Below are 23,967 nucleotides of genomic sequence, written 5' to 3'. Positions count from 1 at the left end.
CTAACCAGAGAAACTGTCAACACAAGATCCGAAAAATCTTCGGAAGTTTCCGACAGGCTCGCGACGCAGCATCTTGGCTATAACCCAAGCAGAAGCGCTCCCGGGAAACTCTCGTTTGCCGCTAGTCTGCTTTGATGGACCGCGAGCGGCCCATTCTCGATGATGCGTCTGCCAGAGGAGCCCTCGAACGTGACTGGACGTTACGGCTCGTGGCGTGGTCGGCGACGATCCGGGAGAGGCCCCGGGCTGTTTTGAGGAGCCGCCCGTGCGGCAGGGCCGGGGAGGGCGTTCGTCGTCTAGACCGGTGCCGTTCCGCTCGCGCGGCGCACCGGGGAGGGCGTACATAATCGATTTCGCCGGCAATGCAAGAGGGGAAACGCGGCCCCCGTGATCGGCGTCAGCCGCGCCGCGCCGAGGCGCCCTTCGGCGCCCGACGCTCCCGCCGGCCCTCCTTCCGGCGCCCCCGTCCGCGCTCGGGCTCCGCCCCATGGGCCGTCTTGCCCCGCACGCGTTGGATCGACGTCGCCACGAGCTTCTCCTCGATCCGGGCATTGAGATCCGCCCGCGTCTCGATCGCCGTTTCCACGTCCTGGAAGACGTCGGGATAGCGTTGCGAGAGCCAGAGCCACGCCGTGACGATCTTGACCCTGGCCTCGAGCTTCACGAGGTCGGCGTTCGATCCGAAGCCCGGCGCCTCCACCCAGCCGCGGCCGGCATGCTGGCGCGCCCAGCCCACGAGGATGTCGACGGCCACGGGGTCGCGCGCGTCGATTGGGGCGATGGCATAGGAGAGGCGGTCGAGGATGGGCAGGGGAACGCTGTCGAGGAGCCCCGCGACCCCGATCACCTCGCTCAAGTCCGCCATGCGCAGGTCGGGATGGCCGGCGACGAGGGTCTCACCAAGGTAGTGCAGCACCTGGCCGAGGCGCTCGGTGCCCAAAACCTCGCTCGCCGCGATCACCGTCTCGCGGTTCGGCCGCACATAGGCCTTGCCCCGCAGGCGCACCTCCTGCCGGAGAGCGTCCTCGATGGTCGGCCGCAGGGTCCGGAACGGGCCCGCCTCGGAGAGAGCCGTCACGAGACCGACATTGTGGTGTCCGAACCGGCCCGCCCGCCCGGCGATCTGCTTGATCTCCATGGCGGAGAGCGGCCGACGCCGCACGCCGTCGAACTTCGCGAGCGTCGAGAATACCACCCGCCGCAGCGGGCCGATATTGAGGCCCATGCCGATCGCGTCGGTGGCGACGAGCACCTCGGCGTCACGCTCCCGGAAGCGCGCGGCCTCGGCCCGGCGCACCTCGGGGCCGAGAGCCCCATAGATCGTAGCGACGCTCCGGCCGGCCTTGACCAGACGCGTGCGCAGGTCGTGGATCTCGGTGCGCGAGAAGGCGATCACGGCGTCGCCGGCGCCGAGATCCTTGATCTCCACGGGAGCGGACTCGACGTTCAACGCCCCCTTGCGCTTGAGGATCCTCACCTGGAGGGCCTCTCCCGTCATGGCGAGGAGATGCTCGACGAGGGGGATCGCCTCGGGCGCGCCTGTGAGCACGACGAGGCGCGCGGGCGCGCCGATGATCGCCTGGGTCCAGGCCCAGCCGCGGCTCCCGTCGCCGAGCATCTGCACCTCGTCGATGACGCAGACGTCGACCACACGGCCGAGATCGAGGGTCTCGATGGTGCGGGCGATATGCGTCGCGCCCTCGGCCATGATCCGCTCCTCGCCGGTCACCATGCCGGCCGCGAGCCCGGCCTCGGCGAGGCGCTCGTAGTGCTCCAGGGCGAGGAGGCGCAGGGGCGAGAGGATCTCGGCCGTCTCCGCCTCGGCAGCGAGGCGCAGCGCCTCGTGGGTCTTGCCGGAATTCGTGGGGCCGGCGAGGAAGAGCACCTCGCGCCCGAGCGAGCGGGCCTGGGGGAAGATCGCGGCGTAGGTCTCGTAGCCGGAGGCCTCGCGGATCTGCGCCTCGCGCAGGTAGCGCAGGCGTCGCGTGGTGGCGCGGGAGCGCAGGTTATCGAGGGCGGCCCGCAGGCGCGCACCGATCGCCTCCGGCTCTTCGCCTTGGGCGACGGGGATGATCTTCAGGTCGCGGGCGACCGTTCGCAGGGCCGTGAGGATCGCGGCCCGCTCGTCGTCCTCGTAGGCTGCCAGATAGGTGTCAAGGTCGTCGCGCCAGGCCTGGACCGCGCTCTCGAAGGCGCTCGCGGCGATCTCGCGACGGGCGAGGAGGCGGGTGCCGAGCGGTCCTGCCGCGGACGCCATCGCCTCGGGGCTCGGGCGGGAGCTCGCGGTCACGAGGGTTTCGATCTCGGTCGGCTCGTCCACCGAGACCTCGACGGGAAGCGGTATGGTCCAGTCCGGCAGGACCTCCATATCAAGGCGGAGCAGGGCGCCGTAGGCGCGCCGACCGTCGGCGTTGGGCGGGAGGAGCCTCACATTCGCGCCGAGGCTCTCCGTGGCGGCCGCGGCGGCGAGCTCGCGACGATGCCGCACCGCGTCGTCGGCCGTCGGATCGCCTCTCCCGTCCCGGCCGGGTCGGCCCCTGGTCAGGCCGCGGCGGGCACGGACCTCCGCCTCGTCGCGCTCGCGCCAGAGCGGGACCTCGGGGGCGAGGCTCGCGACGACGGCGGGGTCGAAGAGGCGGCGGTCGGCGGGCGTTCCCCAGCGGCGCGCGGGGGCGAGATCCGCGACGGGAATGAGCCCGGCCTCGATCCAGCGCTCGCACTCGGATTCGCTTGCGAGCAGGATGCCGGGCAGATGGTGCTGGGCGATGAGGTTGTGGCGCTGCCGTCCCATTCCTGCGCTCGATCAAGGTCCGGCGCGCCGGACCTCTCGGCCGTAATAATGGCCGCCCTTTACCGGCTCCGGACCGGGAGGCGCCTCCACGAGACGGTCGGCCGCCGCACCCGTAGCGTAGGCGTAGACCGCCTTGTGCAAGATGTCGACGACCTGCTCGTCCACCGGCCAGGTCCAGGGAGGGGCTCCGACGCCGGTGGCGTTCTCCAGGGTCTGGTCGTTGAGAAGGCGCAGGTTGAGGAAGAGGAAGGAGGCCGCAGGGCCCCGCAGGCCGTGCTGCGCCATGAGGGCCCGCACGGCGCCCAAAGCGATGCCCTGGCCCCAGTGCATGGCCCAGTTCATCCCGAGCCGCTCCTCGTCCGGGCGATGGGGCAGGCCGAGGAGCGCTTCCAGCGTGTGAGCCGGAACATAGGAGTTCGGGCGTCCCGTGATCGCCTGCTCCAGCTTCTCGGCAAGCGTCATGGCGGCGACACCGACCGCGCCGGCCAAGAGGCCCCGGGCCAGCACCTCGCCGGTGCTCATCGGAGGGGACCCGGAGGGGGCTCGCCGGCGCGGAGCCGGGTCGTGTGACGTGCGGTGGGACATGGCGCATCAACAAGGTGCGCGGCAACGGGTTCCAGGCGCGCCGCGTCAGGCGTCTCCCGGCCCTAGCCGGGCGGCTTCGGGGCGTGGCTCCAGGGCCGCCAGATCGCTCTCGTCCTTCAGCGCCACGCCGGAGAGCCGCAGGTCCAGGGCGCGGCGCAGAAGCCAGTGCAGCTTGAAGGCGGACTCCCCGTGGCTCAGGCCGCCGGGGCGCACGTTCGAGATGCAGTTGCGCTGCGCGTCCGTACGCCCGACCCGCGGATCGTAGGTGAGATAGAGGCCGAGACTGTCGGACGCGGACAGGCCGGGGCGTTCGCCCACGAGCACCACGACGGCGCGGGCGCGAAACAGGGCGCCGATCTCGTCGCCGAGCGCGACCCGCGCCTGGACCGCCAGCGAAACGGGTGCGACCGACCAGCCCTCCCGCGCGATCCAGGGCGCGAACGCCTCGAGCAACGGTACGGCCCCGGCCTGCACCGCGGTGGAGGACAGGCCGTCCGCGACGACGAGGGCGATGTCCACGAGCCCCCGCGCCTCGGCCTCGATACGGGCCCTGCTCTCGGGGGAGAGGCGGCGGCCGAGATCGGGGCGCCGCAGATAGGTGCCCCGCGAACCCACGGCGGAGCTCACGGGGATCGTCGGGAAACCGACCCGCGCAAGGGGTTCGCGAAGCGCCTCCATGTCGGCAGGCGTGTGGACCGCGTCGCGGGCCTCGGCATGGGCCATGGCGAAGCGCAGCACCGCGTCGGTCGAAAGGCTCGCGCCCGTGCGGGGCAAGCCGATCCGCGCGGGCGTCAGGGCACGCAGGCGGGCCCACGGGTCGGCGCCATCGGTGGGGGGCGTGGGGCGCTTCATGAGGCGAACGACTGGTCGGCCATGAGGAGCGGATGGGAGAGGGCAGGGGCGGTCGGTCGGCCGTCGGCTCCGGCGAGCTCCATGCGCTGGAGCCAGGCCTCGAACTCGGGGGCGCGCTTCAGGCCGAGCAGGTCGCGCAGGTAGAGCTGGTCCTGGAACGAGGTCGACTGATAGCTCAGCATGACGTCGTCGGCGCCGGGGATGCCCATGACATAAGTCACACCCGCCGTGCCGAGCAGGGTCAGGAGCGTGTCCATGTCGTCCTGGTCGGCCTCGGCGTGGTTGGTGTAGCAGACGTCGCAGCCCATCGGCAGGCCCATCAGCTTGCCGCAGAAATGGTCCTCCAGGCCGGCCCGGATGATCTGCTTGCCGTCGTAGAGATATTCCGGGCCGATGAAGCCGACGACCGTGTTGACGAGGAGCGGCTCGAAGCGGCGCGCCACCGCATAGGCCCGCGCCTCCAAGGTCTGCTGGTCGACGCCGTGATGCGCGTCGGCTGAGAGGGCGGAGCCCTGGCCGGTCTCGAAATACATAACGTTCTGCCCCAGCGTCCCGCGCCCCAGCGAGCGGGCGGCCGCGCAGGCCTCGTCGAGGAGATCGAGGGTGACGCCGAAGGAGTGGTTCGCGGCCTCGGTGCCGGCGATCGACTGAAAGACGAGATCGACGGGCGCGCCGCGCGCGATCGCCTCGATGGTCGTGGTCACGTGGGTGAGGACGCAGCCCTGCGTCGGGATCTCGAAGCGGCGGATCACGTCGTCGAGGAGGCGCAGGAGATCGCCGAGGGCCTGGATGGAGTCGGAGGCCGGGTTGATCCCGATCACCGCGTCGCCGCACCCGTTCACGAGCCCGTCGACGATCGCAGCCATGATGCCGGCCGGGTCGTCGGTGGGATGGTTCGGCTGGAGGCGAACCGCCATCGTGCCGGGCAAGCCGATCGTGTTGTTGAAGCGCGTGACCACCCGGCACTTCCTGGCCGCGAGGATCAGGTCCTGATTACGCATGATCTTGGAAACCGCCGCGGCCATCTCCGGCGTGATGCCCGGCGCGACCGCCGCGAGGGCGTCGGCGCCGGCCGCATCGGAGAGAAGCCAGTCGCGGAAGCTGCCGACCGTGTGGTGGGCGATCGGCGCGAAGGCGCGGGCGTCGTGGCCGTCGACGATGAGGCGCGTGACGGCATCGCTCTCGTAGGGCACGACCGCCTCGTCGAGAAAGGCGCGCAGCGGCAGGTCGGCAAGGCACATCTGGGCCGCGACGCGCTCCTGCGCCGAGCCTGCGGCGACGCCCGCCAGCACGTCGCCCGAGCGCAGAGGCGTCGCCTTGGCCATGAGCTCGCGCAAGGACCCGAAGACCCAGCTGCGCTGGCCGATCACGTGGCGGTAGGGCATGGCGCCTTCCTCAGAACCGGGGCGGGATGCCGGAGGAGCGTACCGCCTGTAGGCCCGCCTGGGTAGGGCGGCGGGGAACGGTCCTGGGCGGGCGGCCGTTCCCAGCCGGGCGCCCGCCCGCTTTCCACGATCGGGGATGATCCATGACGGCGTTCGGCTTCCACGCCTCGCACGAGCAGTTCGATCCGCGCGAGCTCCTGGCCTGCGTCCAGCTCGCGGAATCGGCGGGGTTCGAGCGGGTGACGGCGTCGGATCACTTCTTCCCATGGAGCGAGGAGCAGGGGCAGTCCGGCTTCGTCTGGTCGTGGCTCGGTGCCGCGATGCAGTCCACGGGGCTGCGGTACCGGACCGTGTCGGCGCCTGGATGGCGCTATCATCCGGCTATCCTCGCCCAGGCCGGCGCCACGCTCGGCGTCATGTTCCCGGAGCGGCTCTGGATGTGCCTCGGCAGCGGGCAGGCGCTGAACGAGGGCATCACGGGCCTCAACTGGGTGCACAAGCCCGAGCGAAAGGCGCGTCTCGAGGAGTGCGCGGCCGTCATGCGGGCCCTGTGGGCGGGCGAGACGGTGTCCCACCACGGGCGCATCGTCGTGGAGGACGCGAAGCTCTACACCCGGCCCGAGCGCCCGCTGCTTCTCGTCGGCGCGGCCGTGTCGGTCGACACGGCCCGGTGGGTGGGCGGCTGGGCGGACGGCCTCATCACGGTGGCGGGCGGGCCGGTCGAGAGCCTGCGCCGCGTCGTCGACGCGTTCCGCGAGGGAGGCGGGGAGGGGAAGCCGGTCCTGGCGCAGCTCAAGCTCGCCTGGGGGCCGGACGAGGCCGCGATCCGGGAGGACGCGTTCCGGCAATGGCGGACGAACCTCTTCGAGGGCGACGTGCTCTGGGAGATCCGGACGCCGAAGCAGTTCGAGCAGGCGGCTGCCTTCGTTCGGCCCGAGGACCTGGACCGGTCCGTGCGGGTGTCGAGCGATCTCGGTCGGCACGCCGCATGGATCGGGGAGTACCTTGCGGTCGGGATCGACGAGCTCTCGCTCCACAACGTCGCCACCAACCAGCGGGCCTTCATCGAGGCGTTCGGCGAGCGCGTGCTGCCGCAGGTGCGGGGCGGGTGAGGGGCCACGTCCCCACGATGGTCTCCCCGGAGGCGATGATCTAACAAGGACGGGCTCCTGCCGCCGAGGTGCCCATGCCGGACTCCGCCGCCGATCGCCTCAACCGCCATCTCGCCCGGCGTTTCGGGGAGGAGGCATCGTTCGATCCCGACCTGCCGGGCCTCGACACGCTGGCGCGCATGGCCGGGCGCGGCTCCTGCAGGGCCTATCGCGAGGGATCCGTCGACCCGGGGCTCCTGCGCATGCTCTGTGCCGTCGCCCTGTCGACCCCGTCCAAGAGCGATCTCCAGCAGCGTGACATCGTCATCGTTGCGGACCCGGAGCGGCGCCTAGCGATGAACGCGCTGGTCGGCGGCGAGGCCTGGGTGGCGGGCGCGCCGGCGCTCCTCGTATTCTGCGGCAACAACCGCCGCCAGCGCCAGATCCACGAATGGCGGGGACGGGGCTTCGCAAACGACCACCTGGACGCGTTCTTCAATGCGGCCGTGGATGCCGGCATCGCGCTTTCAGGCTTCGTGGCAGCAGCCGAGACCGTGGGGCTCGGCTGCTGCCCCGTGAGCGCGGTGCGAAACCGCCCTGCCGAGGTGAGCGACCTCCTCGGGCTGCCGGACCATGTCTTCCCCGTCGCGGGCCTCGCCGTGGGCTGGCCCGAAGCCCCGGCGCCTGTGGTGAGCCCGCGGCTGCCGCTCGGGGTCACCGTGCACATGGACCGGTTCGGCGAGGAGGGGCTGCGGGAGCGGGTCGAGGCCTATGACCGCTCGCGCGCCGAGGTGCAGCCCTATGCCAGGCAGCGCTACGCGGCCGATTACGGCGGTCCCGTGGAGGGCTATTGCTGGTCGGACGACAAGACCCGCCAATATGCGAGGCCCGAGCGGACAGGCTTCGGCGCGTTCATTCGGGGGAAGGGGTTCGACCTGGCCTGAGGGGGGGCGTGGGATGAGGGTGCTCCCCAAGCCCCCATACGCTCTGTGCGCCCTCATGCTGAGGAGCCCGCGTAGCGGGCGTCTCGAAGCACGCAGGACTTTGCCACAGCCCTTCGGAGATTCCTGGAACGCCCTTCGAGGCCCTGCTGCGCAGGGCACCTCAGGACGAGGATGGAGGGTGCGGGACAAGGGACACGGAGCGGCCCTCCGTCATCCCGACCGCCCCCTATCATCTCAGCGCCGCTCGCCGTGGGCGCGCAGCCAGCGATAGCCATAGGCGGTGAGCGCGATGGGCTCCCGGGCGTCGCGCATCGTGCGGTCCTGCTCGTTGCAGAACAGCGGCCGCAGACCCGTGAGATCGTCGGCCGGGATCACCACCTCGACCGGCCGCTCGGCGAGGTTGTGCAGGATCACGAGCGTGCCCCGCTCCCAGTCGTAGCGCAGCCCCAGGACGCTGCTCTCGCCGACGTCGAGCACGGTGCATCGACCCCAGCCCACCTCGGGACAGGCGCGGCGCACGCGGATGAGGCGCTGGAGATCGTCCATGAGCGAGCCCGGCCGGTCCCGCTGCGCCGCGACGTTGACGTCTCGGTAGTTGAAGGGCCCCGTCTCGGGCACCGGCCGTAGGAGGCGGTCGGCGGGCGCCTTCGAGAAGCCGCCGTTCGGCTCGTCGGCCCATTGCATGGGCGTGCGCACCGCGTCGCGCTCCTTAAGCGACAGGTCCTCGCCCATGCCGATCTCCTCGCCGTAGAAGAGCATCGGCGCGCCGGGCAGGGCGAACATGAGGCTGTAGGCGAGCTTGAGGCGCCGGTCGTCGCCGTGGAGCATCGGCGCGAGGCGGCGGCGGATCCCGCGCCCGTAGATCTGCATCGTCGGCTCGGGCCCGAAGGCCGCGAAGCATTCCTGCCGCTCCGCGTCCGTGAGGCGTCCCAGATCGAGCTCGTCGTGCCCGCGCAGAAAGCTCGCCCACTGGCTCTGGAACGCGATTTGCGGCGTCGCCGCCATGGTCCGGCGGATCGGCTCGGCGTCCTCCCGCGCCAGGGCGAGGTAGAGGTTCTGGTTGAGCATGAAGTGGAAGATGAGGTGCATGCGGTCGCCCTCGGCGCCGAAATAGTCGTCCACCTCGTCCATGGTGATATTGGCTTCCGCCAGCAGGATCGCCTCCGCCTTGCGCCAGGAGAGGAAGTCGCGCATCCGCGTCAGGTAGCGGTGCGGATCGCCCTTCGGCTTCTCCTGCTCCTCCAGCCCCCGGTGCTCGATGAGGAAGGGGACCGCGTCCACCCGGAAGCCGGACACGCCGAGCTGGAGCCAGAAGCCCATGATCTTCTCGATCTCGGCCCGGACGGCGGGGTTCGCGATGTTGAGGTCGGCTTGGTGCTTGTAGAAGCGGTGCATGTACCAGGCCCCGGCGGTCTCGTCGTAGGTCCAGGTCGCCTGCTGCACTCCAGGAAAGACGACGCCCTCCTCCTTGTCCGCCGGCTCCTCGTCCGACCAGACATACCAGTCGCGATAGGGCGACGCGCGATCCCGCCGGGCGGCCTGGAACCAGGGATGGTCGATGGACGTGTGGTTCACCACGAGGTCGACGATCACCCGCAGGCCGCGGTCGTGGGCGGCGCGGATGAAAGTGACGAAGTCGCCGAGCGTGCCGAGCCTCGGATCGGCGCCGTAGAAATCCGTGATGTCGTAGCCGTTGTCGCGGTTGGGCGAGGGATAGAACGGCAGCAGCCAGACGCAGGTGCAGCCCAGCGCCTCGATGTGATCGAGCCGGTCGGCGAGGCCCTGGAAGTCGCCCACCCCGTCGCCCTTCGAGTCCATGAAGGTCTTCACGTCGAGGCAGTAGATGACCGCGTTCTTGTACCAGAGATCCAGCATCGCAGACCCGCCGTCCCGCCTCGGGCCCTCAGCGGCCCTGGCGGCAACCGCCAAGCCTGGGCAGGGTTCCTGGCGCGGCGTCGCGCCTCAGCCTTTCAGGGGATCGTGGCCCCAGTTCATGAGCGAGTAGCGCCAGCGGGAATGCTCCCGGTCGTCGGCGGGGCCGCCCTGGGCGAGATGGCGGTGCACGTAGCCCACCGCCTTGCGCATATGGGCGTAGTCGCCGTCGGAAAGCTCGGCCTTCTTCTTGTGCTTGATCTCGACGAGGCGCCGGCCCTCCTTGTGGCCCACGGCCTCGCCCTCGCCGTCATGCGTCCAGCCGACGGACTGGCTCTCGGGCGTCGCGAGATGCGCCTCGATCGCCGACGCGGTCATGTTCACGGCTTCGTGGAAATCCTTCCAGATCGCGTCGCGATCGAGCTTCGCGGCCTCCGACATGCATCTCCTCCGGCATGGGTCCGATGCGTCGGGAACGGCACTGGAAGCGGCCCTGTTCCTGACGCAAGAGGTGCCATGGCGCCGCACCGACGGACTGCCGCAGCGCCGCCGAGACGAGCCGTTGCCTGCCTCGTCGGGCGCGGGTTCTAGCGCCGTGCCCGGGCGAAGCTCCGGGCGCCAATAAGGGCAGCGAGCCCTGCAAGGGTGGCAAGGCCGATCGCCGTGCTCGTCTGGCGGGCCGAGAACGGCAGGCCCTTGCGGTCCCGCCAGCCGCCGCTCACGGCCCGGCCGGTCTCCACGGGCGCGAGCAGCGCGCCTTCCGTGCGCGGCGCCCGCTCCGCCCGGTCGAGGGCGCGGCGGACGAAGGCGCCCATGAGGTGCTCGGTCGGTCCCGGCGCGAGCGCGTAGGCGACCTGCGCGGCGCGCGCCGGCCATCCCACCGCGATCTCGTCGCGCGGCCAGCGCACGAGGGAGACGAACGCCTCCGCCACGTCCTCGGGCGCGTAGATCAGCGGCCCCGGATCGATCCCGCGCCCCGACACGTTCGCCCCGTGATCGAGGCCGGGCGTGTCGATCATGGCGGGGAACACGCCGCAGACATGGATGTCGCGGTGGGCGCCGAGCTCCTGGCGCAGGCTCGCCGCGAAGCCCCGCAGCCCGAACTTCGAGGCCGTGTAGGCGGCGGCGAAGGGCGTGGGGGCCCAGCCGCCGAGCGAGACGTTGTTGATGAGGATCCCGTGCCCCTGGCGCAGAAAGATCGGCAGCACCGCGTGCGCGCCGTGCATCGAACCCAGAAGGTTCACCTCGATGGTGCGCCGGTGCAGGTCGATGCTCGCGTTCTGGTAAGGGCCGAAGACGCCCGTGCCGGCATTGTTGATCCAGACGTCGATGGAGCCGAAGGCCCGGCGCGCGGCGGCCGCGAGGTCGGCCACGGCGCGGGCGTCCGTGACGTCGGTGGGCACGGCGATCGCGTGGGCGCCGAGCCGCTGGCACTCGTCCGCGACCTCCTGGAGGAGATCGGCCCGCCGCGCCGCGAGCGTCAGCCGTGCGCCGAGCCGGGCGAAGGCGAGAGCCGCGGCGCGTCCGATGCCGCTCGAGGCGCCCGTGATGACGACCGAACGGTCCGCGATATCCTGGCTCATGACCCGACCCTCCCGCCGATGGGCTGCAGCGGCTCGTCGACCGCGCGGTGCGATGGGACGGCTCGGGCGTCGGGCTCGAAATCGTCGGGTGTCATGGTTGCTTCCTTGATCAGGGATGTCGGACGAGCCGCATCATCGGGGCGCACCTGAACCGTCGCCGCCGGCCGCTCACCCGGCGGCCGCAGAGGCGGGCCCGCTCTGGCGCAGGCCGGTGAAGTCCACGCAAACGGTGCGCCCCTGGAGAGGTTCCCGCAGCCGCACGGCTCCTGCCCGGCGGGCCTATTACGGCAGAGCTGGAACGGGCGTGCCGCGCGGCTGTTGAGACCGCGACATCAGCCTGACACCTGGGCCTTGCGGAGCCGCCGTCCCTGCTCCGGCCCGCGCTCGTTCGGAGACCCCAATGCGCATGCCACCTCGCACCGTGCTGCTCGCCGGCATCTCGCTCGCCGCCGCGGTCGGCGTCGGCTCGGCCCTGGCCCGCACCCTCGGGCGCTCGTCCCGCCTTGAGCAGGTGGCGAGCTTCCCGCATCAGGTGACGGGGATCACCGTGACGCCGGACGAGCGGATCTTCGTCAACTTCCCGCGCTGGACGGAGGACTCCGCCGTCTCCGTCGCGGAGCTCATGCCCGACGGTTCGCTACGGCCCTATCCGGACGAGCGCTGGAACGCGTGGCGCAACGCGCGCAAGAACGAGCTCCCGCCCGACCGGCACTGGGTCTGCGTGCAGAGCGTCGTCACGGATCACGCGGGCGCGCTCTGGGTGCTCGACCCCGCCGCGCCGGCCCAGGACAAGGTCGTCCCCGGCGGGCCCAAGCTCGTGCGCATCGACACCGCGACCGATCGCGTGACGCGCACCATTGCCTTCGACGAGGCGGTGGCGCCGCAAGGGTCGTACCTCAACGACGTGCGCTTCTCGCCCGACGGGCGCCACGCCTACATCACGGATTCGGGCGCCCGCGGCGCGATCGTCGTGGTGGAGGTCGAGAGCGGCCGGGCCCGGCGCGTGCTCGACGGCCATCCGTCCACCCAGATGGAGAAGGACGTGAAGGTGCGCACCGACGGGCGGGTGCTGCAACGGCCCGACGGGCGGGGCGTGGAGTTCTCCGCCGACGGCATCGCGCTGACCCCGGACGGGCGCCATCTCTACTGGCAAGCGATCACCGGGCGCACCCTCTACCGCATCGCGACGGACACCCTCACCGACGCGAGCCTCAGCCCCGGCGAGGTCGCCGGGCGGGTCGAGCGGGTCGGCGAGAACGGCGTCGCCGACGGTCTCCTGATCACCCGCGACGGGCGCCACATGATCATCACGGCCGTGGAGGAGAACGCCCTGAAGATCCGCGACCTCCGGGCTCCCGGCGACACCCCGCCGGAGATCCTCGTGCAGGACTCCCGCCTGCGCTGGCCCGATAGCCTCGCCGAGGGGCCGGACGGCGCGATCTACTTCACGACGTCGCGCATCCAGGACTCGGCCCTGTTCGATCCGCATGCCGGGCCGAGCCTTGAGACGCAGCTCTGGCGTATCGCCCGCGAGGACGTGCGCGCCGCGGAGCCATCGCGGCACTGACCGTTCCCGACATGCGGCGGGCGGCGCCCGCGAACCTGCCGCCCGCCACCGAGTTGACCGGAAGATCCACCCCTCGTTTCAGGAGCGTCCGATGCTAGAGGTCGACAAGGACCGCGCGCGGCATGCGGTCCAGCCGCAGCATGCCTTCCTGGTCACGCTGAAGGTGAACGGCGAGGAGCACCGGCTCAACGTCGACGCCCGGACCACCCTGCTCGACGCCCTGCGCGACCGGCTGCACCTCACGGGCACGAAAAAGGGCTGCGGTCTCGGCCAGTGCGGCGCCTGCACGATCATCGTCGACGGCCGCCGGGTCGTGTCGTGCCTCACGCTGGCAGTGATGAACCAGGGCAAGGAGATCACCACGATCGAGGGCCTCGCGAACGGGGCGCTGCACCCCGTCCAGCAGGCCTTCATCGAGCACGATGCCTTCCAGTGCGGCTATTGCACCCCGGGCCAGATCATGTCCGCGGTGGGCCTGATCCAGGAGGGACGCACCCGCTCGGACGACGAGATCCGCGAGAACATGAGCGGCAACCTGTGCCGCTGCGGCGCCTACACGAACATCGTGGATGCCATCAAGGACGCCATCGCCCACGGGCTCGACCCGCGCGAGGCCATGACCCAGGCGGTCGAGGCGATCGCGCAGGATGCCGGCAGGGAGGCCTGAACCCCATGGTGCCCTTCTCCTACACCTCCGTCGCCGATCCCCAGGCCGCCGTGCGCCGCACCTCGGAGGGTCACGGCGTCGAGTTCATCGCGGGCGGGACCGACATGCTCCAGCTCCTCCAGGAGGGCGTCCGCGCGCCCTTGGAGCTCGTCGACATCAACGGCATCGGCTTCGACGACGTGTCGGTCGCGGTCGACGGCGTGCGGATCGGCGCCATGGCGCGCCTTGCCGATGTCGCCGACCATCCCGTGATCCGCGAGCGGTTCCCCGTCGTGGCGGAGGCGCTGCACGAATCCGCCTCGCCGCAGGTGCGCAACATGGCGACCGTCGGCGGCAACCTCTTGCAGCGGACCCGGTGCCTCTATTTCCGGGACGTCGCGACGCCGTGCAACAAGCGCGTCCCCGGCTCCGGCTGCCCCGCCATCGAGGGGCAGAACCGGATCAACGCGGTCCTCGGCGGCAGCCCCGATTGCATCGCGGCGTACCCCGGCGACCTCGCCGTGGCCCTGATCGCGGCCGATGCCGAGCTCATGGTGGTGGGGCCGAAGGGCGAGCGGACGGTGCTCGTCGAGAAGCTTCATCGCCAGCCCGGCAGCACTCCGCACGTCGAGGCCGTGCTCGAGCCGGGCGACCTCATCACCGCGATCTGGATCCCGATCGCCGCGGGCGGGCGCCTGTCGCACTACCTGAGAGTCCGCGACCGCGCGACCTTCGAGTGGGCGCTGGCGTCGGCCGCCGTCTCGCTGGGCTTCGAGGGGACGCGCGTGCTGGAGGCGCGCGTGGCGGCCGGCGGCGTCGGCACGACGCCCTGGCGGCTCAGGGCCGTCGAGGAGCTTCTCGTCGGCCGTGACCTCGACCGCGCGCTCGCACACGAGGCCGGCGAGCGGGCTGCCGACGGTGCCCGGGGCTACGGCGGGAACGACTTCAAGATCCCGCTCCTCAAGAAGACCGTGACCCGCGCCCTGATGCGGGTCGGCGGCATCAGCCCGGGAGAACCCGCATGAACGTGCCCCTCAAGGCCATCGGCCAGCCCGTCAGCCGCGTCGACGGGCCTGACAAGGTGCAGGGCCATGCCCGCTACGCGGCCGAGTTCGACCAGCCCGACCTCATGCATGCCGCGATGGTGCTCTCCACCATCCCCTCGGGCACGATCACCGCCATCGAGACCAAGGCGGCGCGCTCGGCACCCGGCGTCCACGCCGTCATCACCCACGAGAACGCGCCCCGGCTCCCCTACGCCCCGATGGCGAAGCGGCCCCAGGTGGATGCCCAGGGCGGCGACCAGCTCAAGGTGTTCCAGGATCCGACGATCCGCTTCAACGGCCAGCCCGTCGCCGTGGTGGTGGCCGAGACCCTGGAGCAGGCGGTCCACGCGGCCGACCTCGTGCGCGTGTCCTACGAGCATGCGGACGGCCACACCACGTTCGACCGCGCCCGCGGACGCGCGCCCAGCCGCGGCAACGAGAAGGCGGGCCGCCCGGCCGACACGGAGATCGGCGACGCGGACGCGGCCCTGAAATCGGCGGCGGTGTCGATCGACGCGAATTATGTCCAGGCCCGCGAGCATCACAACGCCATCGAGCCGCACGCCACTATCGCAGCCTGGGACGGCGATCACCTCACCCTGCACGACAAGACTCAGTGGCCCGACAACGATCGCGACGAGATCGCGCACGTCTTCGGCATCAAGAAGGAGAACATCCACGTCGTCTCGCCCTTCGTGGGTGGCGCGTTCGGGTCGGCGCTGCGCACCTGGCCGCACGTCACCGTGGCGGCGCTCGCGGCGCGTGTCGTGCAGCGCCCGGTGCGCCTCGAGCTGACCCGCCGGCAGTGCTACACCTCCATCGGCTTTCGCCCACATACCGAACAGCGCGTCGCCCTCGGCGCGGCGGCGGACGGGACGCTCACGGCGATCGTCCAGGAGGCGTTCGGGCAGACGGCGACCTACGAGGAATATGCCGAGACCACCCTCGATCCGGCCCGCAACACCTATGCCTGCCCGAACGTGCGCACGCGCTACCGGCTCATCGAGATGAACACCAACTCGCCGTGCCCCATGCGCTCGCCGGGTGTCGCGACCGGCATGCTGGCGCTCGAGACGGCGATGGACGAGCTCGCGGTCGCGCTGCGCATGGATCCCCTGGAGCTGCGCCTCAAGAACTACGCCGATCGCGACCAGCACAAGAACCTGCCCTGGTCGTCGAAGGAGCTGCGCGCCTGCTACCGCGTCGCCGCCGAGCGCTTCGGCTGGAGCGAGCGCACCCCCGAGCCGCGCTCCATGCGCCGGAACGGGCACCTGATCGGCTACGGCATGGCGACCGCCGTCTACCCGTCCCACCGCGCGAAGGCTTCGGCCGCGGCGACGCTGCTGCGGGACGGCACCGCCTTGATCCGCACGGCCGGCTCTGACATGGGGCCCGGCACCTACACCTCCATGACGCAGGTCGCGGCCGAGACGCTGGGCCTGCCCGTCGAGCGGGTGCGTATCGAGCTCGGCGACACGGATATGCCCTACGCGCCCGTCCATGGCGGCTCGATTACGATGGCGAGCGTCGGGACCGCGGTCCAGGCCGCCTGCCAGGCGCTCCTCGACGACCTCGCCGGGGTGGTGAAGGCGAGTCCCGATCCGCGCCTCGCGGCGTTCAAGGCCGGTACGCCCGAATGGCGTGACGGTGGCCTCGCAGGCCCCGGCGGCGTGATCTCTTTCGCCGAGCTGATGGAGGGCTTGGGCTTCGACCGGATCACGGCCGAGGGCCAGTCGGCACCCGGGAACGAGAGCAAGACCCATTCGAGCGCGGCGTTCGGTGCGGTCTTCGCCGAGGTGGAGGTCGACCCCGATTTCGGGACCGTGCGCGTGCCCCGCATCGTCGGGGCCTACGACATCGGGCGCGTGGTCAACCCGAAGACGGCGCGCAGCCAGTGCGTCGGCGGCATGGTCCAGGGCGTCGGCATGGCGCTGCTCGAACAGGCCGAATGGGACGAGCGCTTCGGGCGCCCGATGAACGGAAACCTCGCAGAATACGTGGTGCCGGTCTGCGCCGACATCCGCAGCCTCGACGTCACGTTCGTGCCCGGCGAGGACACGATCTTTAACCCGCTCGGGGTGAAGGGCGTGGCGGAGCTCGGCCTCTCGGGCGTCTCGGCGGCCATCGGCAACGCGGTCTATCACGCGACCGGGCGGCGGGTGCGCGAGTTCCCAATCCTGCCGGAGCGGCTTCTTATGGGTTGAAGACCCGGGCGCTAACCCCCTGTGAATAGTCCCGACTCGGTTGGACCCGTCAAATGCGGTCTGTTAGGGATGGGGAAACGAGGTTTCGATGAACGTACCCCCCAGCGACGCCGCGCCCATTCCGACGGGCGTTCCCGGCCTCGACGATATCCTGGCCGGTGGCTTCGCAACGAACCGAGCCCACCTCATCGAGGGCCGGCCGGGATGCGGGAAGACCACGCTTGGCCTCCAGTTCCTGCTCGAGGGAGAAGCCCGGGGCGAGACGGGACTCTACATCACGCTGTCCGAGAGCAAGCGCGAGCTGATCTCCGTCGCAGGTCGCCATGGCTGGTCGCTCGACGGAATCCACATCTACGAGCTCGTCCCCCCGGAGCTGAGCCTCGACCCGGCCCAGCAGCAGAGCCTCATCTACGCCTCCGACCTGGAGCTCGGCGAGACCGTCGGGATGGCCTTGGCCGAGATCGAGCGGGTCAAGCCCAAGCGCGTGGTGTTCGACAGCCTCTCGGAGATCCGGCTCCTGAGCCAGGGTTCGCTGCGCTACCGGCGGCAGGTGCTGGCGCTGAAGAGCTACTTCCTGCTCAACGAGGCCACCGTCCTCATGCTGGACGACCTCACCTCGGACGACGACGACCTGAACCTTCACTCCATCAGCCACGGCGTGATCCGCCTGGAGCAGGTGGTCCCGGCCTACGGCGCGGAGCGCCGTCGGCTGAACGTCATCAAGATGCGCGGCACGCATTTCCGCGGCGGGTACCACGACTTCGTCATCCAGAAGGGGGGCTTGCGCATCTTTCCCCGCCTCGTCGCGGCCGATCACCGGCGGGCGTTCGACCAGGGGCAGCTCGCGAGCGGCGTGAGCGAGCTCGATCAGGTGCTCGGCGGCGGGCTCAACCGGGGGACCGGTACCCTGATCATCGGGCCGTCCGGGGTCGGGAAGTCCACGCTCGCCTTAGGTTACGTCGCGGCGGCGCTCGCCGGGGGCGAGCCCGCGCTCCTGATCAGCTTCGACGAGACGATCGGGATCCTGCTCCAGCGGGCGGCGGGCGTCGGCTTCGACCTCGTGCCCTACCTGGAAAGCGGCCTTCTCCACATCGAGCAGATCGATCCGGCGAACGTCTCCCCCGGCGAGTTCGCCGGCCGCGTGCGCGACGGCGTGGAGCGTGACGGCGCCCGGGTCGTCCTCATCGACAGCCTCACGGGCTATATGAGCGCGATGCCCGAGCAGCCGTCGCTCGTGCTGCAGATGCACGAGCTGCTCACCTATCTCAACCAGCAGGGCATCGTGACGATCATGATCCTGGCCCAGCACGGCATGGTGGGGCAGATGAGCTCGCCCATCGATCTCACCTATGTGAGCGACAGCGTCGTGGTGCTCCGCTTCTTCGAGTCCGCCGGGCGGGTGCGGCGCGCCCTGTCCGTTCTCAAGAAGCGAACCGGATCGCACGAGGACACGATTCGGGAATTCCGGATCGATGGCATGGGTTTGCGCGTTGGACAGCCATTGACGCGGTTTCGCGGCGTGCTGACGGGCGTACCCACCTATGACGGCGGAGACTCGTCGCTCCTGGTGGAACGGGAGGTGGGTGCTGAAGGCGAGTGACGAAGCGTATGTTCTGATCCTGGCTCCGGATGGCCGGGACGGGTCTGTCGCATCCCTGATTCTGACCGATGCCGGAATCCCGAGCGTCGCCTCCCCCAGCCTCGAGACTCTCGTGGCGGGTCTCGACGACGCGGCCTGCGCGATCCTCACCGAGGAGGCGTTGCTGCGGGCCGATCGGCGCGCGCTCGCGGGTTGGGTCGCCGGGCAGCCGGCCTGGTCCGATTTTCCCTTCGTGCTGCTGACCCTGCGCGGCACCACGCCCGATCCGCGCCTGCCGGGGCTCCTGGGGAACGTCACGGTGCTGGAGCGGCCCTTCCACCCGGCCGTGCTGGCGAACGCGGTGCGCTCGGCCCTGCGGGCCAGGCGGCGCCAGCGAGAGGTGGAGGCGCATCTGGCCGAGCGGCAGCGCACGCACGAGCGCCAGTCTCTGCTGATCCGCGAGCTGCATCACCGGGTCAAGAACACGCTCGCGACGGTGCAAGGGCTCCTCGGCGCGACGGCGCGGTCGACCCAGTCGAAGAGCGAGTTCTACCAATCCTTCTCGGACCGGCTGGTCTCGCTCGCCAAGACCCACAACCTGCTGACTGAGGACTACTGGCAGACCGCGCAGCTGCGCCAGATGCTCACGAACGAGCTCGGCCCCTATGACGACGGGACCTCGTCCCGCATCCTGCTCGACGGCCCGCCGGTCGAGCTGTCGGCCGACATCGCCGTGCCGACGGGCATGGCCATTCACGAGCTGACCACCAACGCCTCGAAGTACGGGGCGCTCTCCGTGCCCACGGGCCGGGTCGAGGTCGCCTGGACCTTGCGCCCAGCCGAGGACGGGCAGCGCCTCAGTCTGTCCTGGAGCGAGCGCGGCGGGCCCTCCGTCGCGAAGCCCACGCACAAGGGCTTCGGGTCGGTCCTTCTCCAGCGCGTGCTCGCCCAGCAGTGCAGCGCCGACATCGTGATCGACTACGCGCCCGAGGGCCTCACCTTTCGGATGGACGCGCCGCTCGCCGAGTCGCGCCTCGTGCCGCGGTACTGACGCCGGCCTCAGTCGGCGAGCACCATCACCCAGTAGCGCTTGAAACGGCCGTTCGTCGTGCTCGCCTGGGCGAACCCGATCCGCGTCGCTTCGGGCATCAGCAGGTTAGCGTTGTGGCCGGGCGAGGCCTGCCAGCGGCGCATTACCTCATCCACGTTCACGGCCCCGGCGCTGAGGTTCTCAGCCGCCGTCCGGTGGCGCACGGAGAACTGCCGCAGCCGGGTGGGGAGCGCCCCGCCGACCTCGTGCGAGAACGTGCCGGTGCGGGCCATCACCGCAGCCTGGTGCTCCGCCACCTGCGTGAGCGTCGGGTCGATGCGAACAGCCGACAAGCCGCGAGACTGCCGGTAGGCCGTCACGGCCCGCGCCGCCGCCTGGCCTCCGTCGACGTCCGTGGTGACGGGTCCGGTGGCGGGTGCGGACGAGATGCTGGCAGGCAGGATGCTGCCGCAGCCGCTGAGGGCGACCGCGAGCAGCGCGGCCGCGAGGGGGATGCGAAACATGGGATTCCGTGTTGAACGGCAATGGCGCCGCGCGCCTCCGAACCGCTCGGCTGGGGCGAAATTATGGCGCCCCTCCCTGCGGCTTTGGACGCCGTGCCTCTCCACCATCCCTCGCGCAGGATCGACAGCTCGCGCGTCAGTCCAGGAAGCGTCGCCGCTCGGGCTGGATGCAGCGGTAGCCGACGGGACATTGCGGGGTGTCGAGCGCCGGCACGAAGGCTTGCCGGATCGTCTCGTCGCGCTCGCAGAAACCCTGGTCGCGCACGAACCGATCGTAGGTCGGGCCGCCCGTCCCAAGGACGATGGCGCCTTGCCTGCCAACCAGAGCACGGGCTTGGCCGCACGGGATTTCAGTGGTCGACAGCCGGGGCTGCGCCGCAGCGGTGCCGATGCTGGCGAGAAGCGCCAGGGGAATGAGGGCCTTCATGGTGGTCTCGCCGGATCCGTGCCGTGGAATGATCCGCTTCAACGCCGATCCCGTGCGCAACGTTTCCCGGGCAGAGCTCAGGACGCCGGACGGATTGTCTCATGGCGTGAGGTGGGCTTCGTCGGTGAGCATGCCTCTTTCCGCGGCTCGCGCGTTAGCTCCACGTCAACGCCGTTGACAGGGAGAGATAAGATGACGCCAAGGAAACTGGGCTGCGCCGCACTCGCCTTCGCCGCACTCGGCCTCGCGCCGGTCGCGGTCCTCGCCGGACCCTGCGACGACGATATCGCGGTCCTCAAACGCCAGCTCGGCAGCCAGGTCGGCCTCGGAGCGCCTGTGTCCGAGCCCGATCGCGGGCAGACGCCCGCTCCCGCCCAGGTCGGGCAGGGTGCCGCGGAGCCCGGCGCCACAAGCTCCACGGACCGCGCCCAGCCGGGTGGGGCCTCCCGCACTGCCGGCGGCTCGCCGGGAACGGTGGGCGGCGTCGCGGGGCCGGCGACGGCCGCGACCGGAACGGGCACGGGCGGCGGGATCGCCAGCGGCTCGATCGCCACCTCGGCCGAGGACGTTCGGCGGCAGTCGGAGGGGCTTCCCACCACCGCGGTTCAGGCCTCGCGCGGCACGGCCTCGCCCGAGGCTGCGGCCGCCGACAAGTCGTCCCAAGCCAAGACGGCGCTCCAGCGTGCCGTCGACCTCAACGCCGCGGGCGACCGGGGCTGCACGAGCGCGGTCACCGAGGCCCGGAACCTGATGCCGAAGTAGACGGAACCGGATTTCGGTCGGTAGGTCCGGGAGAAGGCGCGCCCTCTCCCGGACGCTGGCGCGATGCCGGATCGGGCTTGCATCGCAGCGCCGAGAGCGCTGCGTCCCAGGAAGCTTCCGGGGCGTCCGGCCGCAGCGCACCCAGGCCGCGCATCTGCCTTGGGACAGGGCTCAGGCCTCTGTAACTGGTGGCCCCCGGAACGTTCCGGCTTCATTGCCGCACTGATGCCGAGCACGGCCGCCGCCTCGTCCATGCTGAGTACAGAGGGGACCCGCGAACCGGCGTTCACCCGTCACCCGCACCCCGCATTGTTGCCGCACGACTGGCACGTCACGCATGTCCCGGTTCGCACAAGGGTGAACGAGCCGCAGACGGTGCATGCGTCGCCCGTAAAACCTTGCGCGCGGGCAGAGGCCCTCGTCGGCGCCGTCGAGGGCGCGGCCGAAGGCCGAGCCTCCCTGGGCGCGGCTGCCTGCGGGTCGATCGCTCCACCGCCCGCATCCGCCGTGACCTGCGCGATGGCAAGCGCCTCGTCGGGCGACACGTGGAACAGGATCGTGACCGGCTCTCCGCTCGTGGTCGTCGCGGTGACCTCGATCCGCACCCACTCGCCCTCGCGAATCGCGCCGAACTCCCAGGATCCGGCTGTGGGTTCAGGCATGGCTCATCTCATGCGCGGTCGGTCTGGCGCGGTGACGTGCGCGACAAGCGAGCAGGAGCCTCCCCCGCCGGGGCCGGGCTACAGGCCCTTCCAGGTGTCGAGGTGGGTGACGTCGTCCCAGCTGTCCGGTTCCAGGCGGGCATGTTGCCGGCCCGCATGGGCCTGATCCGATCTCGGCGGACCCACGACGGACGTGGCATCGCCCCTTTTTGCGCTGGTTCCGCCGCCGCCTCTTCGCATTGGATGTAGCTGGCATGAGCAGGATCTCGACCGAGGCGAAGCCCGCAACGGCGACCGGGTAGCATGCCAGAATGCGCGGATCGAACCTGCGTCGAACGCTGCCGACGCGTTGCCTGATCCACGGTCTTACGGTGCTGAAGCCCACCGGCGGAGCCGCTCGAGGTTAAGGCGATGTCGGCCGGCTCTCACCGGTTCGGCACGACCATCGTTCCGCTGCCGGCGCGGTAGCCGCCGCCACCGTTGGACGACCCGGTTTGCGAAGGTGCCGTGATCACGGGCTGGGACTGCGCTCCCGGTGTGGCCCCGAGCCGTCGAAGGGCGCGCTCGCTGTCGTTGGAGCGACGGACCTCGCCTCGCGAGATCGCCCGGGCCTCGCTGCGGGAGATGCCCTCCGCCGCGGCGTCCGAGATCGCGGCCGGGGCGGCGAGAATCGCCAGGGCTGGGAGCAGGATGAGCATGCGGGTCATGGGTGGGTTCTCCTGACACGTCCTGGGAGGCAACGGCCATCGCGGCCGCACCGATCCATTCGGCTTTTCGAAACGCCTGATCGACGGGCCGGCGCGATCACCGCCGACCTGAGGCGCGGCCACGCATCGCCGCGGGGGCAATCTATCCTCCGAGCATCTGATCGAGGTCGTCGGGGGTCTCGCCGTATCGCGCGACGAGCTTCGTCGTCTCGACCTCGCCCGTCTCGGTGTCGAGCGTGATCGCGAGCACGACGGCGCCAGGCTTCGAGCCAATCTGGCGCTCGGCCCTCATGCGGGCGTTGTTCTCGTCCCGGGCCTCGACCTTCGTCGTGGGCACGAGACGTTTCCGGCGCAGCTCGAAGAGCTGCACGACGTAGATGGTCTTCATCATGGCGGGAGTCCTTCGGACCGCCATAAAGCACGCCAGCGTGACATCCGCCAGGGCGCGGACTGACGCTCCCCAGCCTTCCGAGACCCGCTTCGGGGGCTTTTCATACCCGGCGATCCTCGATGCGCCTCGCTGGCGCCAGGGCGGTGCCCCGGCGGGCGTGGTCCCCACGCCGCGCAACCATGGGATCGGCCCGCCGTCGCAGCAGCCCTCGTGCGCCACGTCGCGGTCGTGCTGCCCCGGCAGGTGGCGGGTTTCGTGCCCGGCAGCACGCCAGCCTGAACCGGCCGAAAGAGATCGAGGACGAGGGCGAGGACCTGCGCGGGCGGACGAAAAGGCTCGAGGCGCGCCACAAGCCGGGAGGGGAGAAGCGACGATCTCCACCATTCGGTGGATGAGCCCGGCCGAACACGCGGCTACGGTCTCGGCGTACCGATCTCATCCGGTACCCACCTCGCCCCGCTGGCTCGCGCCGGCGGGGCTTTTCTCGTTGGAGAGAACCTTTCATTAACCCCGCGACCGCACGATCCGCTTTGCCGGACCGGCCGTCCATTCCTGGCTCGGCACCCCACAGGCCCCGCCACCCCTGCCCGGGTGGCGGGGCTTTCGTCGTTCCGGGGCGGCGTGGGTCTGCGACACCGGCCGCTCCTGTGGAAAACGAGGATAGCGGGGAGCTTTGCCCCGGAAAGATTTGACGAGCCGGAATGCTCGGAACTTCGTAGACGCCAAGAAGTCGAAGACACGTCGGGGGCTGGCCTGAGGTGTCTCATGTGTGCGTATCGCTTCCACTGCACCAATGGTACCGATCTCGTCGTCGACGAAACCGGTCACATGATCGAGCTCGAATCCGATCTGAGCGACCGCGCGGCCGACGTTGCTCTGGAAGTGCTTCTCCGCTTCCCAATCACCGACCTAAGCGCCTGGCTCGTCACGGTCCAGGACGGGGACGGGCGGCAGGTCGACGTGATCGGCTTCGACGAGCTGCTCGATCTGGCTTGCCGAAAGCCGCGCGTTCTCGCGACGTTCGGGCACGGTCAGCAGGAGGCGCACGCACCTGGAGCTTGACCGCGAGGCGCCGCCCAGGGCGCGGTGAGCGCCGAGGCAGTCTGGAGGGCGGTGCCTAGTGGCTCTCCGACGGTCCCGACGATGCCCGTCCTGGCTGCCCGTCCCGTTCGGCCGCAGGAGATCCGTCTTGCGCCCGAACGGCAAAACCCCTACCTCACGAAGGCCTTTCGGGGCGTCGGGGCGTAGCGCAGTCTGGTAGCGCATCTGCTTTGGGAGCAGAGGGTCGCTGGTTCGAATCCGGCCGCCCCGACCATCGG

The 23,967-nt window shown here is 70.6% G+C and carries 22 protein-coding genes and 1 tRNA gene; 11 read left to right on the top strand and 12 right to left on the bottom strand.

Annotated elements, in window-relative coordinates; translation table 11 throughout:
• Positions 1–397: 397 nt before the first annotated feature.
• The 4 genes from F0L46_RS09050 to F0L46_RS09035 form a co-directional block, all read right to left on the bottom strand.
• Positions 398–2,791 carry an SUV3 domain-containing protein gene (locus tag F0L46_RS09050; protein ID WP_149816808.1) on the bottom strand — a complete coding sequence of 798 codons (2,394 nt, stop codon included), beginning with the start codon at positions 2,789–2,791 and terminating at the stop codon, positions 398–400.
• 12 nt (positions 2,792–2,803) lie between these two features.
• Complete coding sequence (locus F0L46_RS09045) at positions 2,804–3,313, bottom strand: hypothetical protein (RefSeq protein ID WP_240539923.1); 510 nt, start codon at positions 3,311–3,313, stop codon at positions 2,804–2,806.
• A 108-nt stretch (positions 3,314–3,421) separates the two neighbouring features.
• Positions 3,422–4,228 carry an ethanolamine ammonia-lyase subunit EutC gene (gene eutC / locus F0L46_RS09040; protein WP_149816807.1) on the bottom strand — a complete coding sequence of 269 codons (807 nt, stop codon included), beginning with the start codon at positions 4,226–4,228 and terminating at the stop codon, positions 3,422–3,424.
• The gene (locus F0L46_RS09035) at positions 4,225–5,613 is read right to left on the bottom strand and encodes an ethanolamine ammonia-lyase subunit EutB (protein ID WP_149816805.1); all 1,389 of its coding nucleotides are present in this window, start codon (positions 5,611–5,613) and stop codon (positions 4,225–4,227) included. Before F0L46_RS09035 ends, eutC begins: the two co-directional genes overlap by 4 nt.
• Before the next feature lie 143 nt (positions 5,614–5,756).
• On the opposite strand from F0L46_RS09035, the gene F0L46_RS09030 reads away from it, so the two are divergent.
• Positions 5,757–6,725: a TIGR03885 family FMN-dependent LLM class oxidoreductase gene (locus tag F0L46_RS09030; protein WP_149816804.1), complete on the top strand. Its 969-nt coding sequence runs from the start codon at positions 5,757–5,759 to the stop codon at positions 6,723–6,725.
• Positions 6,726–6,799: 74 nt separating this feature from the next.
• Complete coding sequence (locus tag F0L46_RS09025; RefSeq protein ID WP_149816802.1) at positions 6,800–7,648, top strand: nitroreductase family protein; 849 nt, start codon at positions 6,800–6,802, stop codon at positions 7,646–7,648.
• A 234-nt stretch (positions 7,649–7,882) separates the two neighbouring features.
• Here the strand turns inward: F0L46_RS09025 and F0L46_RS09020 are convergent, their stop codons facing one another.
• The 3 genes from F0L46_RS09020 to F0L46_RS09010 form a co-directional block, all read right to left on the bottom strand.
• The gene (locus F0L46_RS09020; RefSeq protein WP_149816801.1) at positions 7,883–9,523 is read right to left on the bottom strand and encodes an alpha-amylase family protein; all 1,641 of its coding nucleotides are present in this window, start codon (positions 9,521–9,523) and stop codon (positions 7,883–7,885) included.
• Positions 9,524–9,610: 87 nt separating this feature from the next.
• The gene (locus F0L46_RS09015; RefSeq protein WP_149816800.1) at positions 9,611–9,961 is read right to left on the bottom strand and encodes a DUF3140 domain-containing protein; all 351 of its coding nucleotides are present in this window, start codon (positions 9,959–9,961) and stop codon (positions 9,611–9,613) included.
• A 146-nt stretch (positions 9,962–10,107) separates the two neighbouring features.
• Positions 10,108–11,103 carry an SDR family oxidoreductase gene (locus tag F0L46_RS09010; protein ID WP_149816798.1) on the bottom strand — a complete coding sequence of 332 codons (996 nt, stop codon included), beginning with the start codon at positions 11,101–11,103 and terminating at the stop codon, positions 10,108–10,110.
• 400 nt (positions 11,104–11,503) lie between these two features.
• On the opposite strand from F0L46_RS09010, the gene F0L46_RS09005 reads away from it, so the two are divergent.
• The 6 genes from F0L46_RS09005 to F0L46_RS08980 all read left to right on the top strand — a co-directional run bounded on the left by F0L46_RS09005 (position 11,504) and on the right by F0L46_RS08980 (position 19,196).
• Complete coding sequence (locus F0L46_RS09005; RefSeq protein WP_149816797.1) at positions 11,504–12,670, top strand: L-dopachrome tautomerase-related protein; 1,167 nt, start codon at positions 11,504–11,506, stop codon at positions 12,668–12,670.
• Positions 12,671–12,761: 91 nt separating this feature from the next.
• Complete coding sequence (locus F0L46_RS09000) at positions 12,762–13,337, top strand: (2Fe-2S)-binding protein (protein WP_149816795.1); 576 nt, start codon at positions 12,762–12,764, stop codon at positions 13,335–13,337.
• Between the two features lie 5 nt (positions 13,338–13,342).
• Complete coding sequence (locus tag F0L46_RS08995; protein ID WP_149816794.1) at positions 13,343–14,341, top strand: FAD binding domain-containing protein; 999 nt, start codon at positions 13,343–13,345, stop codon at positions 14,339–14,341.
• Entirely contained in the window at positions 14,338–16,566 is a 2,229-nt protein-coding gene (locus tag F0L46_RS08990; protein WP_149816792.1) for a xanthine dehydrogenase family protein molybdopterin-binding subunit, read from the top strand. The genes F0L46_RS08995 and F0L46_RS08990 overlap by 4 nt, the downstream gene beginning before the upstream one ends.
• An 88-nt stretch (positions 16,567–16,654) precedes the next feature.
• A complete protein-coding gene (locus tag F0L46_RS08985; protein ID WP_149816791.1) occupies positions 16,655–18,166 on the top strand; it encodes an ATPase domain-containing protein in 1,512 nt (503 codons plus the stop codon).
• On the top strand, positions 18,108–19,196 hold the full coding sequence (locus F0L46_RS08980; RefSeq protein WP_149816789.1) for a sensor histidine kinase: 1,089 nt from the start codon (positions 18,108–18,110) through the stop codon (positions 19,194–19,196). Before F0L46_RS08985 ends, F0L46_RS08980 begins: the two co-directional genes overlap by 59 nt.
• An 8-nt stretch (positions 19,197–19,204) precedes the next feature.
• Here the strand turns inward: F0L46_RS08980 and F0L46_RS08975 are convergent, their stop codons facing one another.
• Together F0L46_RS08975 and F0L46_RS08970 are read right to left on the bottom strand one after the other, a co-directional pair.
• Entirely contained in the window at positions 19,205–19,699 is a 495-nt protein-coding gene (locus tag F0L46_RS08975) for a CAP domain-containing protein (RefSeq protein ID WP_188311899.1), read from the bottom strand.
• A 136-nt stretch (positions 19,700–19,835) separates the two neighbouring features.
• Positions 19,836–20,126, bottom strand: a complete 291-nt coding sequence (locus F0L46_RS08970; protein ID WP_149816786.1) for a hypothetical protein — start codon at positions 20,124–20,126, stop codon at positions 19,836–19,838.
• Between the two features lie 192 nt (positions 20,127–20,318).
• Here F0L46_RS08970 and F0L46_RS08965 point away from each other — a divergent pair, with 192 nt between their 5' ends.
• Positions 20,319–20,888: a hypothetical protein gene (locus F0L46_RS08965; protein WP_149816785.1), complete on the top strand. Its 570-nt coding sequence runs from the start codon at positions 20,319–20,321 to the stop codon at positions 20,886–20,888.
• A 293-nt stretch (positions 20,889–21,181) separates the two neighbouring features.
• Here the strand turns inward: F0L46_RS08965 and F0L46_RS08960 are convergent, their stop codons facing one another.
• From F0L46_RS08960 to F0L46_RS08950, 3 genes are all read right to left on the bottom strand, one after another.
• The gene (locus tag F0L46_RS08960) at positions 21,182–21,550 is read right to left on the bottom strand and encodes a hypothetical protein (RefSeq protein WP_149816783.1); all 369 of its coding nucleotides are present in this window, start codon (positions 21,548–21,550) and stop codon (positions 21,182–21,184) included.
• A 425-nt stretch (positions 21,551–21,975) separates the two neighbouring features.
• On the bottom strand, positions 21,976–22,257 hold the full coding sequence (locus tag F0L46_RS08955) for a hypothetical protein (protein ID WP_149816782.1): 282 nt from the start codon (positions 22,255–22,257) through the stop codon (positions 21,976–21,978).
• A gap of 142 nt (positions 22,258–22,399) precedes the next feature.
• Positions 22,400–22,648, bottom strand: coding sequence for a hypothetical protein (locus F0L46_RS08950; RefSeq protein ID WP_149816780.1), 249 nt, complete (start codon positions 22,646–22,648; stop codon positions 22,400–22,402).
• 765 nt (positions 22,649–23,413) lie between these two features.
• Here F0L46_RS08950 and F0L46_RS08945 point away from each other — a divergent pair.
• Positions 23,414–23,710 (top strand): DUF6894 family protein, encoded by a 297-nt coding sequence (locus F0L46_RS08945; protein ID WP_149816778.1) that lies wholly within the window; start codon positions 23,414–23,416, stop codon positions 23,708–23,710.
• A gap of 176 nt (positions 23,711–23,886) precedes the next feature.
• Positions 23,887–23,963: transfer RNA gene (locus F0L46_RS08940), tRNA-Pro, on the top strand.
• Positions 23,964–23,967 lie beyond the last annotated feature (4 nt).

Source organism: Salinarimonas soli, assembly GCF_008386575.1.
GTDB lineage: Bacteria > Pseudomonadota > Alphaproteobacteria > Rhizobiales > Beijerinckiaceae > Salinarimonas_A > Salinarimonas_A soli.
Note: the sequence above shows the minus strand (reverse complement) of the source record. Positions and strands in the feature narration are given on the sequence as shown.

Coding starts and splice junctions, on each gene's coding strand:
- F0L46_RS09050 (WP_149816808.1), bottom strand. CDS start 2,791: ATGGGACGGCAGCGCCACAACCTCATCGCCCAGCACCATCTGCCCGGC.
- F0L46_RS09045 (WP_240539923.1), bottom strand. CDS start 3,313: ATGAGCACCGGCGAGGTGCTGGCCCGGGGCCTCTTGGCCGGCGCGGTC.
- eutC (WP_149816807.1), bottom strand. CDS start 4,228: ATGAAGCGCCCCACGCCCCCCACCGATGGCGCCGACCCGTGGGCCCGC.
- F0L46_RS09035 (WP_149816805.1), bottom strand. CDS start 5,613: ATGCCCTACCGCCACGTGATCGGCCAGCGCAGCTGGGTCTTCGGGTCC.
- F0L46_RS09030 (WP_149816804.1), top strand. CDS start 5,757: ATGACGGCGTTCGGCTTCCACGCCTCGCACGAGCAGTTCGATCCGCGC.
- F0L46_RS09025 (WP_149816802.1), top strand. CDS start 6,800: ATGCCGGACTCCGCCGCCGATCGCCTCAACCGCCATCTCGCCCGGCGT.
- F0L46_RS09020 (WP_149816801.1), bottom strand. CDS start 9,523: ATGCTGGATCTCTGGTACAAGAACGCGGTCATCTACTGCCTCGACGTG.
- F0L46_RS09015 (WP_149816800.1), bottom strand. CDS start 9,961: ATGTCGGAGGCCGCGAAGCTCGATCGCGACGCGATCTGGAAGGATTTC.
- F0L46_RS09010 (WP_149816798.1), bottom strand. CDS start 11,103: ATGAGCCAGGATATCGCGGACCGTTCGGTCGTCATCACGGGCGCCTCG.
- F0L46_RS09005 (WP_149816797.1), top strand. CDS start 11,504: ATGCGCATGCCACCTCGCACCGTGCTGCTCGCCGGCATCTCGCTCGCC.
- F0L46_RS09000 (WP_149816795.1), top strand. CDS start 12,762: ATGCTAGAGGTCGACAAGGACCGCGCGCGGCATGCGGTCCAGCCGCAG.
- F0L46_RS08995 (WP_149816794.1), top strand. CDS start 13,343: ATGGTGCCCTTCTCCTACACCTCCGTCGCCGATCCCCAGGCCGCCGTG.
- F0L46_RS08990 (WP_149816792.1), top strand. CDS start 14,338: ATGAACGTGCCCCTCAAGGCCATCGGCCAGCCCGTCAGCCGCGTCGAC.
- F0L46_RS08985 (WP_149816791.1), top strand. CDS start 16,655: ATGAACGTACCCCCCAGCGACGCCGCGCCCATTCCGACGGGCGTTCCC.
- F0L46_RS08980 (WP_149816789.1), top strand. CDS start 18,108: ATGACGGCGGAGACTCGTCGCTCCTGGTGGAACGGGAGGTGGGTGCTG.
- F0L46_RS08975 (WP_188311899.1), bottom strand. CDS start 19,699: ATGTTTCGCATCCCCCTCGCGGCCGCGCTGCTCGCGGTCGCCCTCAGC.
- F0L46_RS08970 (WP_149816786.1), bottom strand. CDS start 20,126: ATGAAGGCCCTCATTCCCCTGGCGCTTCTCGCCAGCATCGGCACCGCT.
- F0L46_RS08965 (WP_149816785.1), top strand. CDS start 20,319: ATGACGCCAAGGAAACTGGGCTGCGCCGCACTCGCCTTCGCCGCACTC.
- F0L46_RS08960 (WP_149816783.1), bottom strand. CDS start 21,550: ATGCCTGAACCCACAGCCGGATCCTGGGAGTTCGGCGCGATTCGCGAG.
- F0L46_RS08955 (WP_149816782.1), bottom strand. CDS start 22,257: ATGACCCGCATGCTCATCCTGCTCCCAGCCCTGGCGATTCTCGCCGCC.
- F0L46_RS08950 (WP_149816780.1), bottom strand. CDS start 22,648: ATGATGAAGACCATCTACGTCGTGCAGCTCTTCGAGCTGCGCCGGAAA.
- F0L46_RS08945 (WP_149816778.1), top strand. CDS start 23,414: ATGTGTGCGTATCGCTTCCACTGCACCAATGGTACCGATCTCGTCGTC.